Annotated in this window: 10 protein-coding genes; 3 read left to right on the top strand and 7 right to left on the bottom strand. The window is 35.6% G+C overall.

Features of this window, described 5'->3' with window-relative positions; genetic code table 11:
* Positions 1 to 177: 177 nt before the first annotated feature.
* On the bottom strand, positions 178 to 5,640 hold the full coding sequence (locus ED556_RS03370) for an immunoglobulin-like domain-containing protein (RefSeq protein WP_296319327.1): 5,463 nt from the start codon (positions 5,638 to 5,640) through the stop codon (positions 178 to 180).
* Positions 5,641 to 5,857: 217 nt separating this feature from the next.
* Between ED556_RS03370 and ED556_RS03365 the strand changes: the two genes are divergently transcribed.
* Positions 5,858 to 7,549: an ABC transporter ATP-binding protein gene (locus ED556_RS03365; protein ID WP_296319325.1), complete on the top strand. Its 1,692-nt coding sequence runs from the start codon at positions 5,858 to 5,860 to the stop codon at positions 7,547 to 7,549.
* A gap of 341 nt (positions 7,550 to 7,890) precedes the next feature.
* Here ED556_RS03365 and ED556_RS03360 read toward each other — a convergent pair whose 3' ends face one another.
* From ED556_RS03360 to ED556_RS03335, 6 genes are all read right to left on the bottom strand, one after another.
* The gene (locus ED556_RS03360) at positions 7,891 to 8,544 is read right to left on the bottom strand and encodes a CoA transferase subunit B (protein WP_296319323.1); all 654 of its coding nucleotides are present in this window, start codon (positions 8,542 to 8,544) and stop codon (positions 7,891 to 7,893) included.
* 2 nt (positions 8,545 to 8,546) lie between these two features.
* Complete coding sequence (locus ED556_RS03355) at positions 8,547 to 9,248, bottom strand: CoA transferase subunit A (RefSeq protein ID WP_296319321.1); 702 nt, start codon at positions 9,246 to 9,248, stop codon at positions 8,547 to 8,549.
* A 109-nt stretch (positions 9,249 to 9,357) separates the two neighbouring features.
* Positions 9,358 to 11,712, bottom strand: coding sequence for a transglycosylase domain-containing protein (locus tag ED556_RS03350; protein ID WP_296319318.1), 2,355 nt, complete (start codon positions 11,710 to 11,712; stop codon positions 9,358 to 9,360).
* 2 nt (positions 11,713 to 11,714) lie between these two features.
* Positions 11,715 to 12,212, bottom strand: coding sequence for a gliding motility lipoprotein GldH (locus tag ED556_RS03345; RefSeq protein ID WP_296319316.1), 498 nt, complete (start codon positions 12,210 to 12,212; stop codon positions 11,715 to 11,717).
* The gene (gene ricT / locus ED556_RS03340) at positions 12,196 to 13,380 is read right to left on the bottom strand and encodes a regulatory iron-sulfur-containing complex subunit RicT (protein ID WP_296319314.1); all 1,185 of its coding nucleotides are present in this window, start codon (positions 13,378 to 13,380) and stop codon (positions 12,196 to 12,198) included. Before ricT ends, ED556_RS03345 begins: the two co-directional genes overlap by 17 nt.
* 152 nt (positions 13,381 to 13,532) lie before the next feature.
* Positions 13,533 to 14,597: a rhodanese-related sulfurtransferase gene (locus ED556_RS03335; protein ID WP_296319312.1), complete on the bottom strand. Its 1,065-nt coding sequence runs from the start codon at positions 14,595 to 14,597 to the stop codon at positions 13,533 to 13,535.
* 434 nt (positions 14,598 to 15,031) lie between these two features.
* Between ED556_RS03335 and recA the strand changes: the two genes are divergently transcribed.
* A complete protein-coding gene (gene recA / locus ED556_RS03330) occupies positions 15,032 to 16,039 on the top strand; it encodes a recombinase RecA (RefSeq protein WP_296319310.1) in 1,008 nt (335 codons plus the stop codon).
* A 103-nt stretch (positions 16,040 to 16,142) separates the two neighbouring features.
* Positions 16,143 to 16,550, top strand: a complete 408-nt coding sequence (locus tag ED556_RS03325; protein WP_296319307.1) for a hypothetical protein — start codon at positions 16,143 to 16,145, stop codon at positions 16,548 to 16,550.
* Positions 16,551 to 16,571 lie beyond the last annotated feature (21 nt).

Below are 16,571 nucleotides of genomic sequence, written 5' to 3'. Positions count from 1 at the left end.
CTATTAAGTTTTAAAACTACGTTTTTTCCAAATTGTTAATAACTAAATTCGATTACGGTTTTCCCGTAGTATGATTGACGAAAAGTCCTACGTGTTTTTACTTAACTTATTGTTTTTCAAATAAAAAAAGTCCAGATGTATACCTGGACTTTTCCTATTAACGAAGTTATTTTTGAATTATTTCTTCATCAGTTTTTGCATTTTACTAAATCCATTAGAGCTTATAATGTTTATCATATAAACCCCATCGTTAAGTCCTGAAATATTGATCTGTTTTTCTGACGAATTAGTATCAACAGACCATCTTGACTCTTGTACTACTTTACCTGTAAGATCATAAATTCTCATTGTAATATCAACAGGGCCATTTTGAGTATCTAATCCTAAACTAACATTGACATTTGCACCTGCTGGATTTGGATAAAACTTAACTGAATTTTCAATAGTTTGAATATCATCAGCCAAATCAATGATTACTTCATCTACTTTAGTTGATACTGAACTGCTTAGATTAACATTATCAATAGCAATATCAGCTTGCCAAGTACCTCCGGTAAGTCTATTAAATCGTAGCTGTATACTATTACCAACATATGATGATAAATCTACATTCTGTGATAACCACTGATTCCCTTGATTACCTGTCTGACTCCATAATGTTGTCCATGATCCGCCATTATCATTACTTGCTTCTAATGCTATACTTCCCATATCGTTACTACCAAACATATGGTAATTGAATGAGAACGAAGCACTCGATTGTGATGATAAATCATAACATGGAGAGGTAATAATTGCTCGCTTATTAGGGTAGCCTGTACCATTCCCTGAGGCCTCTACATAAATGTAGTTACTACCTTGTACCGCACTAGATGGTCCTGTGCCGTTCGATGGCGTACCATTAGCGTCAACTGTCCAATTTAAATCATCTGCATTTGACTGAGACCAATCTCCTATCGAACCTTCAAAACCTTGTGTATAAGGATACGATGTAATACCTCCGGAACATGATGGTGTAGTTACGACACCATCCGTTAAGCTAATGTCATCAATGGCAACATCAGCTTGCCATGTGCCTCCAGTAAGTCTATTAAATCGTAACTGGATACCACTTCCAATATATGCTGCTAAATCTATATTAACAGTCAACCATTGGTTACCTTGGTTGCCTGTTTGACTCCATAAACTTGTCCAAGATGCACCTTCGTCATCACTTACCTCTAAGCTTACTGAACCAGCATTTGTAGAACCAAACATATGATAATTGAATGAGAATGTTGCCTCAGATACTGAAGATAAATCGAAACAAGGAGATGTTATAATTGCGCGCTTATTAGGGAAACCTGTACCGTTTCCTGAAGCTTCTACATAAATATAGTTACTACCTTGCACTGCACTAGATGGTCCGGTATTATTTGATGGTGTTCCATTCGCATCAACTGTCCAGTTTAAATCATCAGCACTTGACTGTGTCCATGCTCCAATTCCACTTTCAAATCCTTCAGAATAAGGGAATGTAGAGATTCCTCCTGAACAACCATTTGCAACTTCATTGACATTTACTGTTCGTGTCACCTGCGTTGCAGCATTTCCTGCTGCATCACTTACATTATACGTTACAACATATGTGCCTGCTACGTTTGTGTTTACTGTATCACCACCTATAACAATATTAGCTGTGATGTTGCCATCTATATTATCAGTTGCCGTTGCACCTTGTTCTGTGTATGTATCTCCTACTGTTAAGTTAATTGTAGACGAACCATTCAAGCTGATCACTGGTGCTGTAGTATCTGGATTAACGGTCACTGTTCTTGTAACTTGTGTTGCCGCGTTTCCTGCAGCGTCACTTACATTATATGTAACAATATAGGTTCCAGCCACATTTGTATTTACTGTGTCGCCACCTATAACAATATTTGCTGAAATATCGCCATCTACATTATCTGTAGCAGTTGCTCCCTGTTCGGTATATGTTTGACCTAAATCTAAAGTTATATTTGACGACCCATTCAAGGTGATCACTGGTGCGGTTGTGTCTGCATTTACATTAACTGTTCTTGTGACTTGTGCTGCAGCATTTCCTGCTGCGTCACTTACATTATATGTAACGACATAAGTACCTGCTAAACTTGTATTCACTGTATCACCACCAATTACGATATTAGCAGTGATATCACCATCTACATTATCTGTAGCTGTTGCACCAAGTTCTGTATAACTCTCTCCGACATTTAAATTAATTGTCGATGCGCCATTTAATGTAATTACTGGTGCAGTGGTATCTGGCGCGCCTCCACCAACTAAACTAATATCATCTATTGCAACATCACTTCTCCAGCTAGAACCTGTTGTACCAACAAATCGTAAGGTAATAGATTGACCTAGATACGATGCTAAATCAACAGATACAGGATTCCATTGGTTACCTTGATCTCCTGATAAACTCCATATCGATACCCATGATGCACCTTCATTTGTAGATACCTCTAAGGACAAGGATCCTATATTAGCTCCATACATATGGTTTTGGAAATTAAAACTAGCTTGAGTTTCACTAGTTAAATCAAAACATGGACTCACCAATATAGCTGTTGCATTTGGTCCTATTTGACCTGGGCTATTATTAGTTGATGCTTCTAAGAACATATAGAACGCACCATCTACAGCCGAGCTTGGTCCAGTCGTATTTGATGGCGTACTACCGCTATTTCTAACCCAGTTACCATCATCACCTCCAGCTTGTGTCCATCCATCACCTGATTCGAAGCTTTCAGTGTAAGGAAATGTAGAAATTCCTCCCGAACAACCGCTAGATGCTTCATTAACATTTACTGTTCGTGTAACTTGTGTTGCTGCATTCCCTGCTGCATCACTAACATTATATGTTACAACATAAGTGCCAGCCACGTTTGTGTTTACTGTATCACCACCAATCACGATATTAGCTGTGATATCACCATCTACATTATCTGTAGCTGTTGCACCTTGCTCAGTATATGTATCACCTACTGTTAAATTAACTGTAGCTGAGCCGTTTAATGTAATTACAGGTGGTGTTGTATCTGGACCTCCAGCATTTGCTGTAAATGTCCCTGTAAAAACACCTCTACCATATGTTGACGCTATAATCTGATTGTTGTTATCATCTCCATTAACTGCCCAATAATCAAATGATGTAACACTTGCATCACTCATTCCATTATAAGCTTGAGTCCAATTTGGGTTTGCATCATTAAAGTTTGATGTAGACCAAACTCCAAGTTGAGTCGCAAGGATTGCTTCATCTCTATCTAATGGATTCTGCAACATATCTCTGACAGGTAAATTTGGTAAATCACCTTCTTTACTTACCCATGTAGAACCTCCATTTGATGTTGCCCAAACACTAGTTACCCCGTAATTGTGAATAGTGACAAAAATATCATTAGCTGTAGCTCCATATCGTATTGATGATACCGAACCCACAAAAGGTGTAGAAATACTTGTCCAAGTTGCACTATTGTTATTTACATTACTTAATCGAATTAAGTTTCCGTTTTTTAAACCTACATACCATACATTGTTTGCAAATGGTGACGCTCTAAAAGCTGAAGGTTCTGCAGTTAATAAACTATTCGTTAAACTTCCACTAGAGTTTGAAGCCACATTAATAGATTTAATTGCATTTTGAGTATTGTTAGAGTTATTAGTTAGTAATCTATTTGCATCACTATCATAATCCATTTGGTTTACAAAATCTCCACGAGATTGGTCATTAGATAAGGTTGTTGCACCACCTTGACGACGACCCAGTCCATTCCAAGGTAGGTTAAACCTATAGATAACATTAGCAACAAATGTTGCAATCATATACTGACCATCTTTATCCACAAACGTATAGAAACCATCACCATCAGATAGTTCTTCAGAACCATTAATTCCTGGAGAAGCATTTGCATTTCTGAACGCTTGTGAGCCGTTGTCTTGAGCACCGGCGGTAAAAATAACATTAGTAGTCCCTGTTCCATTTGGTCCTATTCCTGCCTTTACATATTGCGTAACATTATAATTGTTATTTCTAACGCCAATTGCTGATGAACTATTAGATGCCGAAGATAAATTTGATGAATAATAAATACCACCATCAGTTCCAAATACTGCTTGGTTTGCGTTACCTGGTCTAAAGGTCATGGCATGTTGATCTGCATGAACCAAAGGAACATTTAAGGTGTTTAATCCAGGATTATTAGACCATTTAGAAATTTGGGTCCATGAACCTGCTGCGTTTGTTGATCTGAATATATCAATCCCACCTACATACAAAATGTTATCATTTGTAGGATCAACTTCAATCATTAAGTCATAAAATGCTTGACCTCTACAAAAATCATTCGCAGGAATTCCCTGGTCTGCATCATTTGGTAAGGCTCTTTCTGTTGTACTAGCAAACGCATTTGTTGTTCTATAAATATGAACTGGCGCACTTACACCTTGTGTTAATGCATACATAGTATTTGCATTGCTAGAGGAAACAGCAATTTCAACTCTATTAGAATCCGGTAATGGTGAACCAGCAGCCTCTGTCCAAGTACTTCCGTTTGTAGTACTAAAAACACGTCCACCTCCTGGGCCACCTAATCCTGGTGTAGTAATTGTACCCATCCAAAGTCTATTATCAGCACCTATTTCAAAGTCATTAGGAATTACGGGATAAGCCGTTCCTGAAAAATCAAATTGAAGGTTTGGTGTTTCTATTCTACTCCAAGTCGCACCATCATTTGTTGAACGGTATAAACCAGCGGTTTGTAATCCTAACCAGTTCGTTGGACTACTAGATGCACCATATACATGAGCTCCTACTGCTACAAATAATTCTGTATTACCATTGTTGTCCCAAGCAATAACATCATTCACATAAAAAATTCCTGATAAGAATAAATTAGATGCATTAAAATCAAAAGTCCCAGGACCAGCTGGTGGAATATTAACTGATGTCCATGTAGTACCACCATCATTTGTTACATAAACGCCATTACCTACTACGTCACCAGCAGTATATTGTTCACCGGTACCAACGTACCAACGATTAGAGTTATTTGGGTCGACAGTGATCGAAGTCACAGATAAGTTCCCTGGTACATTTACGACACGCTCCCATTGAGAACCAGAGCTAGTGATATTTGTATTTCTCCATAAGCCACCACTAACACCACCAGCATAAACAGTGTTATTAGACGTGTCATTAGGGTCGAATAAAATTGCTCTTGTTCGGCCACCTATGTCATTTGGGCCACGTTCGTCCCAGTCATTACCTGCTTCTCCAGGACTTCTTTCTAGCGAACGTTGCTGAACTAATTGTTCTCTTAACACGGTTAATTCTCCATCATCAAGCTGTCCCGTAGAAGGATTTACAGTAAGTTCCCACATTTGTTCGAAATAACGATTAGGAGGAAGACCTTCTTTTTTTCGTTTCTTTTTATCCCAAGTCAATGTTTCCTTAAATGGGGAATTGGCAACAACTTCTGCATGAGCAGCTCTTTGCTCTTCGAGAGTTAATTCAGAATTTTTCTTTTCGTTTTTGGTCAATAGCAAAATAGCGCTAACAGCAATTAACAGAATAGTTAATGTGCTAGCGATGTAGCGTAATTTTTTAATCATTGTTGTAAAATGGGTTTAGGTTAGTGCTGAAAATTCAACATCTCAAAATATTAAAAAAATGTTAAGAAACAACTTTTACTAAAACGTTTTCGATGAACTGCACATGATGAAAAATTTCTTACGGTTTTTCCATAATGCATTTGAAGAAAATACTTACTTGTCAAAAAATTTCATGATATAAACTTAAAATCAATACTTAAATTTTTATATTTAATTAATGTCTAAATCTTCATTATTAAGCGTCAAAAGTCTGAGCATCAGCTTTAGGTTAGAAAAGGATAATTTAAAAGTAATTGATAACATTTCTTTTAATCTGGATTCAAATGAAATTCTTGGTATTGTAGGCGAATCAGGTTCGGGGAAATCAGTGTCTTCTCTTGCTATTCTTGGGTTGTTACCAAAAGGCATTTCGGAGATTTCTTCAGGCGCAGTAATTTTTGAAGGTAACGATTTATTGAGCGCTACTCAAGAAACCATGCGATCTGTAAGAGGTAATGAGATTGCCATGATTTTTCAAGAACCAATGAGCTCTTTAAATCCTACTATGACTTGTGGAAAACAAGTTGAAGAGTTAATTAACAAGAATGAATCATTATCAAAGACGGAATTAAAAAAAGAGGTGCTTTCATTATTTGAAAAAGTAAAGCTTCCTAATCCAGAACGCGTTTATAAAGCTTATCCTCATGAAATTTCGGGTGGTCAGAAACAACGCGTTATGATAGCTATGGCTATTTCGTGCAAGCCTAAACTTCTTATCGCTGATGAACCCACTACTGCGCTAGATGTAACAGTTCAAAAAGAAATAATAGAATTACTGAAAGAGCTTCAGGCAGAAACAAAAATGAGTATGATTTTTATTTCTCACGACTTAGCTCTTGTTTCCGAAATTGCCGATAAGGTTATTGTAATGTACAAAGGCGAAATTGTTGAGCAAGGTGAAGTTCATCAAATTTTTAAAAACCCTAATCACACATATACTAAAGCATTATTTAACTCAAGACCATCTGTAGAATTTAGGCTGAAACAATTACCTACAGTAAAAGATTATATAAACGACACTATAAATACTGAAGTCATAACTAGTAGTGAGCGTAAAAAAAGACATGTCTCACTTTACAAACAGTCCCCTTTGCTAGAGGTTATAGATTTAGAAAAAGTTTACTTATCAAGTCAAGGAATGTTTAAGCCAAAAGTTCCTTTTAAAGCGGTAAACAAAGTAAGCTTTAAAATATATGAAGGTGAAACTCTTGGTCTTGTTGGTGAATCTGGTTGTGGTAAATCTACATTAGGAAATGCAATTCTTCAATTAGATAAAGCAACATCAGGTATTCTAAAATATAAAGGTAAAGACATCACTAACTTAAAAAAGCAAGAACTTCGAAAATTAAGAAAAGACATACAGATAATTTTTCAAGATCCATTTGCTTCTCTTAATCCTAGATTAACTGTTGGAAAAACAATTATGGAACCTATGAAGGTTCATAATATTAAAACTACTAATGACGAACGTAAGGCTCAGGCCATAGATATATTAAACGGTGTAGGTTTAAGTGAAAATGATTTTAACAAATACCCGCACCAATTCTCAGGAGGTCAACGTCAACGTGTTGGTATTGCCCGAACTATTGCTTTAAAACCAAAACTAATTGTTTGTGATGAATCTGTTTCTGCGTTAGATATATCTGTGCAAGCTCAAGTGTTAAACTTGTTAAACAACTTAAAAGAAAAATTTGGGTTTACCTATATTTTTATTTCTCATGATCTGGCAGTAGTAAAATATATGGCCGATCAATTAATGGTTATGAATAAAGGAGAAATTGTAGAATTAGGAGAAGCAGATATTGTGTACAAGAACCCTGAAAAGGATTATACTAAGAAGCTTATTAGTGCAATTCCTAAAGGGTTATAAGAAGAAAATCTTTTTGGTTAAGTAAAATACGCCCGAGATAAGCTTGAGCGTATTTTTAAGTTTTGTAGGTTTTTCTTCAAAAGTAGGTTCTGGTAGATTTGATTTTGTTTTCATAAGTAGAAATTTATGATAGATTTGGAGCAAATCATAAATTAAGTTTATGGTAAATTTGGTTAACTTGGTTATTTTGATTTGGGATTGCTAATATGGTATTAATATTTCAATAATAACGACAAAATACACTATTAATCGATGAAATGCACTAAATTTTAACATTTGTCTGATTTTTAGTATAAAAAAATCGCCGTTTTGGCGATTTCATTTTTCAAACTAAAGTGAATCTATAATGTCATTTCAGGGATTTCTCCATCAATAATAAGGTGACCTTCAGTTGCATTTTTAATATCTTCAACAGTAACTCCTGGTGCTCTTTCTAAAAGTTTAAATCCCTTATCAGTAATTTCAACAACTGCCAAATTAGTAACAATCTTTTTTACACAGCCAACACCTGTTAATGGCAAAGTACACGACTTAAGCAATTTAGACTCGCCTCTTTTATTTGTATGCATCATAGCCACAATAATATTTTCGGCACTAGCGACTAAGTCCATAGCACCACCCATGCCTTTAACCATTTTACCTGGAATTTTCCAATTCGCAATGTCTCCATTTTCTGCTACTTCCATAGCTCCTAATATTGTTAAATCGACATGTTGACCACGAATCATTGAAAAACTTGTAGCAGAATCAAAAAAACTTGCTCCTGGTAATGTAGTTATAGTTTGTTTACCAGCGTTGATTATATCAGCGTCTTCTTCACCTTCAAAAGGAAAAGGTCCCATTCCTAATACACCATTTTCACTCTGAAACTCAACTTCAATATCATCTCTCACAAAGTTTGCAACAAGTGTAGGTATTCCAATTCCAAGATTTACGTAGTATCCATCTTTGACTTCTTTAGCAATACGCTTTGCAATTCCGTTTTTATCTAGCATAATTAAGCTCTTTGTCTTACTGTTCTTTGTTCAATTCGTTTCTCATATTTTTCACCTTTAAAAATACGCTGCACAAATATTCCTGGAATATGAATTTGATTTGGGTCTAATTCTCCAACTGGCACTAACTCTTCTACCTCAGCAACAGTAATTTTAGCAGCTCCGCACATGTTAGCATTAAAATTTCTTGCGGTACCTTTAAATATTAAATTGCCTGCTTCGTCACCTTTCCAAGCTTTTACAAATGCAAAGTCGGCTTTTGGCGCATATTCTAAAACATGCATTTTGCCATCAAACTCTCTGGTCTCTTTGCCTTCTGCGACTTCAGTTCCATAACCAGCTGGTGTATAAAACGCCGGAAAACCAGCTTGCGCTGCACGACAACGTTCTGCTAAAGTACCTTGAGGAATAAGTTCTACTTCTAATTCGCCACTTAACATCTGTCGTTCAAACTCATCATTTTCACCCACATAAGATGAGGTCATTTTTTTTATTTGCTTTCCTTGTAACAAAAGTCCAAGGCCAAAGTCATCAACTCCAGCATTATTTGAAATACATGATAGGTTTTTTACCCCTAATTTTACCAAATGGGAAATGGCATTTTCAGGAATTCCGCTTAGTCCAAAACCACCAAACATACAGGTCATACCATCTTGAACACCTTCAAGAGCAGCACTAACATCCACTACTGTTTTATTAATCATATTCTATAGATTATCTACAGGTGTAAATTACAAAAGATTAGTCAAAGTAGCTATTACCTAGCCAATAAAAGTAAGTGAAATAATCACGTTAAAACGTAAGAAAAAAGTGTTAGAAGTCTAAATCTAAATCTTCATCAGAATCCTTGTTGTTTGTTGATTTTCCATCATCCATAACTTTACTACAATCAGTATTAATAGATAAATCCGAAGGCTCTTCAAAATCAGCTTTAGAAACATTTAATGTTTTGTCGCCATAACATGCTTTCATGTAAAGTCCCCAAATAGGTAATGCCATAGAGGCACCTTGTCCGTATGTGATACTTTTAAAATGTGCCGCTCTATCTTCGCCTCCTACCCAAACACCAGTTACTAAATTTGGTACCATGCCCATAAACCACCCATCTGACTGATTTTGTGTAGTTCCTGTTTTTCCAGCAATAGGATTAGTGAGTTCGTACGGATAACCTGTTAGCATTTGTTTCGTAAACTTTTGATTGACACGCCAAGTATCTGTAAGTCTCTTACCTGATCCTGATTGTACAACACCTTGCATAAGATTAACCGTTACATAGGCGACCTCTTCACTTAAAACGTCTTTACTTTCTGGTTGAAACTGATACAATACTGTTCCGTTTTTATCTTCGATACGTGTCACTAATACAGGTTTATTATAAACTCCTTTATTTGCAAAAGTCGAGTACGCAGCAACCATTTCGTATACACTAATATCTGGTGTGCCTAAAGCAATAGCTGGTACAGGAAGTATCTCTTGTTCTACACCTAATTTTTCAGCCATCTCTACCACTGGTTGTGGACCAATTTCATTCATTAAACGTGCTGTTATGGTATTGGTTGAGCTCGCCAGTGCAGCTTTTAAAGTTTGAAACCCATCATATTTACCATCGGAGTTTTTGGTGGTCCAAGGTTCAGGGTTACCAAATTTATTGGCTTCAATTGTAATTGGTGTTCTTGGCAAAGAGTCACAAGGAGATACTTGTAACTGATCTATGGCTGTAGCATAAACAAATGGCTTAAATGTAGAACCCACTTGACGTTTACCTTGCTTAACCATATCGTACTTAAAGTGCTTGTAGTTCATACCGCCAACCCATGCCTTTACATGCCCTGTTTTCGGATCCATTGACATCATCGCTGGACGCAAAAAAGATTTGTAATAACGCATTGAGTCTATGGGCTTCATCGTTGTATCTATCTCAGTGAATTTTCCATCTTCCCAAGCAAAAACTTCCATTTGTGTAGGTTTGTTGAAAGAAGCTATAATTTCTTTATCCGATTTGCCTAGATCATTTTTCATGTGTCGCCATCTTTCACTTCGACGCATACCAACATCCATTAAACTCTTAATTTCACTTTGATCGAGTTCCAAAAATGGTGCGGTTGGATTTTGCTTAGGCGTATTTTGACGATCAAATTCAGCTTGCAATTTTGGCATATGTTGAGCAACAGCATTTTCAGCATATTGTTGCATTCGAGAATCTATGGTAGTATATATTTTCAAGCCATCATTATAAAGGTTATATTTTTCTCCATCTGGTCTTGGATTTTTAGAAATCCAATCTTTCATAAATTCAGCTAAGTACGCTCTAAAATATGTTGCCAGTCCTTCACGATGAGATTCTGGTGAATAATTTAAGTCAAGTTCTGTTTGTTGTAAAGAGTCTTTAACAGCATCAGTAATAAAGTCGTATTTAGCCATCTGCGCTAAAACAACATTTCGTCTATTTCTTGTACCTATTGGATTACGATGTGGTCTTGGATTGTACAATGATGAATTTTTAAACATCCCTACTAACATTGCTGATTCTTTAATGTCTAAATCATTTGGTTCTTTTCCAAAGTAAATACGCGCCGCAGAGCGAATACCGTCAGCATTATTACCAAAATCATAAATATTAAAATACATAGCTATGATTTCTTCTTTGGTATATTGACGCTCCAAACGTGTAGCAATAACCCATTCTTGTGCTTTTTGCAGAATCGCATTGGTGGTACTATTTTTATCCCTAACACCAATAAAAAGTTGTCGTGCTAACTGCTGTGTAATGGTACTTGCACCACCTTTCTTTCCTAAATAGGCAAATGCTCTCAGTGTACCAATAGCGTCAATACCAGAATGGTCATAAAACCTAATATCTTCGGTTGCAACAAGGGCATCAACTAAATGTTTTGGTAAATCATTATAACCTATAGGTGTTCGATTATCTTCAAAATAAAACTTCGATAAAGTTTTATTATCTGAAGAGATCACTTCTGAAGCTAAGTTTGTTCGAGGGTTTTCTAATACAGTATGGTCTGGCATTTCGCCATATAATCCCCAGGAAGCTAATAAAAACAAAAGAATTACTGCAACTATGCCTCCTAAGAATGCCATCCAAAACCAACGAATGTATTTTGAAAAATTTAATGCGCTAACTGACGCTTTTTTTGCTCGTTTTTTTGCCATAGCTAATTCTTTTCTACTCTAAAGCCAACTTCGGTTACGCCTTCCAATGTCTCAACACCATCAACATCTCCAAATTTACGCATAGCTTGTTGAATTTCAACTGTATAAGTCCCCTTTTCTTTAAACATAAAGGGCGCTTTATACCCTTTATACCAGAGTTTATTTTCTTTAACATCTGTAAAACCAGTACCTAGCAGCTTACCATCTGGTGCGGCCATTTTATATTCTAATGTGTCTATAAATGTTTTACCATTAGGGTATTGTAAGCTTGTTATGAGGAATAGATTGTTGTACTGATAATCATTATTATTCCTGAGATTGACATACAAGTTATATGCATTTAATGTGTCTGGTGCATCAAATGTAAAGGACATTACATCATCTTTATGCCAGTTATTAGGTAACGAATTATACGCATCAAAAACCGATTTAGAATCGCAGGAAACAATAAGAACTGTAAGTATACAACTAATCGTAAAGGCCTTAATTTTTGCTGGCATTATTCTTTGGGTTTCGATTTTTAGATCTATTTCGATTTCTCCTCTTGTTATTTTTACGTTTGTTTTTGCGTTTTGGATTATCAAAACGTGTTAAACTGTCTTGACCAACAACGTTTTCAAACTCAACTTTAGTGTCTTCTTGATGCTCTGCGGCATATTCTTCAAGGCTAGTAACTTTTTTTCCTTTTTTATTTATGGAAATTATCTCGTTGGCTTGATCAACCGATATAACATGCCAATTCATCCATTCACCTTCATAAGCATACCACATTAATCCTTTAAAAATGTCTGTCTTTTGACAAACAGCTATTCCTTTTTCCGTTTGGAGTTTTGTGTCGTTCTTAGGAAAGTCTTTTAAGGCATCTAAATACGAATCCAGCTCATAATTAAGGCAGCATTTAAGCTTACCACATTGCCCTGCTAGTTTTAATGGATTGAGTGATAATTGTTGGTACCTAGCCGCAGATGTACTCACCGATCTAAAATCTGTTAACCAAGTTGAGCAACATAGTTCTCTACCACAAGAACCAATGCCTCCAAGTCTAGCAGCTTCTTGCCTAAACCCTACTTGACGCATTTCGATTCGAGTTCTAAACTCTCGAGCAAATACTTTTATAAGCTCTCTAAAATCTACACGCTCTTCAGCTGTATAATAGAATGTGGCTTTGCTACCATCTCCTTGAAACTCAATGTCAGAGATTTTCATTTTAAGATTTAAGTCAATGGCAAATTGTCTGGCTTTAACCTTCATCGGTTCTTCTTTATCTCTTGAAGATGACCAGATGTCAATATCCTTTTGAGAGGCTTTTCGGTATATTTTAAGAACCTTTTCACCGTCTTCAATATCAACGTTCTTTCGCTTCATCTGAACGCGAACCAGTTCTCCCGTAAGTGTTACCATACCAACATCATGACCAGACTTAGCTTGTGTGGCCACAATATCTCCTATACTTAACGTAAGATTTTCGGTGTTTTTATAGTATTGCTTTCTGCCATTTTTAAAACGGACTTCAACACCTAAAAAGGGTTCTTGGCCGTTTGGAAGCGACATATTGGCCAGCCAGTCAAAAACAGTGAGCTTATTACAGCTATCAGTGCCGCAAGTGCCATTGTTTTTACATCCTTTTGGTTGGCCATCTTTAGCAGTTGAACAACTGTTACAAGCCATAAAATGAGTTATATATATTTCAGAAAACTAAAGAATTCTGAAAAGAAGGATTCATAAATCTTTGAGTTGTAAATATAAAACTAATTACCGACTTAAAACAACTTCAAAAAATAAGGCTAAAAAAAGCTCCAATGTTACATTGGAGCTTAGAATTATTTCTTGAGAGTCTCGAAAATATTCCTCAAATCTTTTTTAAAAGGCAGGTGGTCTGCTCGACCCTTTTTAAAGATATCGTTACTATTTCCTTGACCTCTGCGTAATGCTTTTTGTTCTTCGTATGGTAGTTCTATAATTTCCATACAAGATGTTGAGCAACAATTATTCATTTTCTCTTTACAGCTATCACATTGAATAAATAATAAGTGACAGGCTTCATTAGCACAATTGGTGTGCATATCAGCTGGTTCTCCACATTGGTGACACTGTGCGATAACATCATCGGATATACGTTCTGAACGACGTTGATCAAATACAAAGTTTTTACCTATAAATTTATTTTCTAATCCTTCAGCCTCAATTTGACGCACATAATTAATAATTCCGCCTTCAAGTTGAAATACATTTTTAAAACCTTTGTGCTTATAGTATGCACTAGCTTTTTCACAACGAATCCCACCAGTACAATACATGACTAAGTTTTTATCTTCTTTATGCGCTCTTAAATCCTCTTCAATTAAATCTAATGACTCTCTAAAGGTGTCTACATCTGGTGTAATGGCATTTTTAAAATGTCCGATTTCACTTTCGTAATGATTACGCATGTCTACCAACACTGTATTTGGGTCATCAATTAAATCATTAAATCTCTCTGCGTTAACATGAGTTCCTTTGTCAGTAACATCGAATGTATCATCATCTAATCCATCGGCAACAATTTTTTTGCGGACTTTCACCTTGAGTTTAAGAAAGGCATAATTATCATGCTCAATAGCAATGTTAAGTCTTACGTTTTCTAGAAAAACAATAGAATCTAGATGGTTTTTAAAAGCTTCAAAATTATCTGCAGGAACAGATAGTTGTGCATTAATACCCTCATTAGCAACATAAATTCGACCTAACACGTCGAGTTCGTTCCATTTAATAAATAGGTGATTTCTTAATAATTTTGGGTTACCAATCTTGGCGTATTTGTAGAAAGAGATAGTAAGCCGTTCTTTCCCAGCTTGTTCTATAAGTTCTGCTCTTTCTTTAGCACTTAAGTTATTGTACAGTTGCATGCTATACTAATTTTTAAGGTTAAAGATGTTCTCGTAAATCGCAATTTCTGTCTTACAATTTTACTGTAAGACGTCTATTTTATTGTGCAAATGTACATTTTTAAATAAAAAAAGCACTTCAATTTATATCAAAGTGCTTTTTTGGACTAACTCGCTATTCATATTATTTTTTATTAACCAATACGATAACGAGCTAACCATCTTCGGCTTTATAATAACTATTTGCATTGATAGTCATTGTTGCGCCTAAAGTTTTACGAAGAATAATTTTTATAAAAAACTTCATTTAACCTAAAACTTTAAGTTTTCATAGCAATTTTTCCCTTTTTCATTTAGTAGATGTAAAAAGTGTAAAATGGTTGCGTCACAAAATTGTAATCTCATAAAAGAAGTGCTATTTTAGCCTAAAGAATAACAGAGAAAATTTAGATTAAATGAGTAGTGAAAAAGATGCAAAATTAAAAGCATTAAAATTAACCTTAGATAAGCTTGATAAAGCCTATGGTAAAGGCACAGTGATGAAAATGAGCGATCAAGCAATTGAAGATGTTGATGCCATATCTTCAGGATCACTTGGATTGGATATAGCGCTAGGCGTTGGTGGATACCCTAGAGGTAGAGTAATAGAAATATATGGTCCAGAATCTTCTGGTAAAACCACCTTAACATTACATGCTATTGCTGAAGCTCAAAAAGCTGGAGGTATTGCTGCATTTATAGATGCGGAACATGCCTTTGATCGTTTTTATGCTGAAAAGCTTGGTGTTGATTTAGAAAATTTAATCATCTCTCAACCTGATCATGGTGAGCAAGCTCTAGAAATAGCAGATAATTTAGTCCGCTCAGGAGCCATTGATATTATTGTTGTAGACTCGGTGGCGGCTCTTACACCAAAAAGTGAAATTGAAGGTGAAATGGGTGACTCTAAAATGGGTTTGCATGCGCGACTCATGTCTCAAGCCTTAAGAAAACTTACAGCATCGATTAGTAAAACTAATTGCACAATGATTTTTATCAATCAATTACGTGAGAAAATCGGTGTAATGTTTGGAAACCCTGAAACTACAACAGGTGGGAATGCCCTTAAGTTTTATGCTTCTGTTAGATTAGATATTCGCCGTTCAACTCAAATAAAAGATAGTAATGGAACAGTAATGGGCAATAAGACTAGAGTAAAAGTGGTTAAAAATAAGGTGGCACCACCATTTAAAACTGCAGAATTCGATATTATGTATGGTGAAGGCGTTTCAAAAGTTGGTGAAGTGCTGGATATTGCTGTTGAACACGATATTGTCAAGAAAAGTGGTTCTTGGTTTAGTTATGATGACACAAAATTAGGACAAGGTAGAGACGCCGTAAAATCACTTATAAAAGACAATCCAGAATTAATGGATGAGCTCGAAGATAAAGTAAGGGCTTCGGTCGATGAAAAAGGCGCATAACTTAAAATCCTGAGAAAATTCAGGATTTTTTTGTTTTTAGACGCAACCTTTTTAGACTTTTTGCATCTTGCTAAAAGCAAGCTATAATTTTAAATTAAAAAAAATGAAGAAAGTACTTTTATTTTTTGTCTTAACCTCAGTACTATCTTGTGATATTGGTGGTGATGACGTGGTAAATTTTACGAGTGAATTAATGTCGATAGAAAGTGTTGATATACCTGATGAATTTACATTTGGTCAAACACATGAAATTACCGTGAATTATACGCGTCCTAATGGATGCTATGAATTCTTTAATTTCATTTTTCAACCTGATGGTAATACAAGAACTGTTGCTGTGGTAGATAACATTTTCTTAGATGAAGTATGTACTCAGGTTCCGGAAAGTGCATCAGTGTCTTTCAATTTTGAAGTATTTAGTACTGATACATACATATTTCAATTTTATCAAGGCAGTGATCCTGCAGGGGATGATATCTACTTAATAGTTGAAGTGCCTGTTGTTCAATAATAAAGTTAACTAAACCAATCA

Source organism: Winogradskyella sp. (assembly GCF_003712105.1).
In the GTDB taxonomy this organism is placed as follows: Bacteria; Bacteroidota; Bacteroidia; order Flavobacteriales; family Flavobacteriaceae; genus Winogradskyella.
This window is presented reverse-complemented; position numbering and strand designations above follow the sequence as displayed.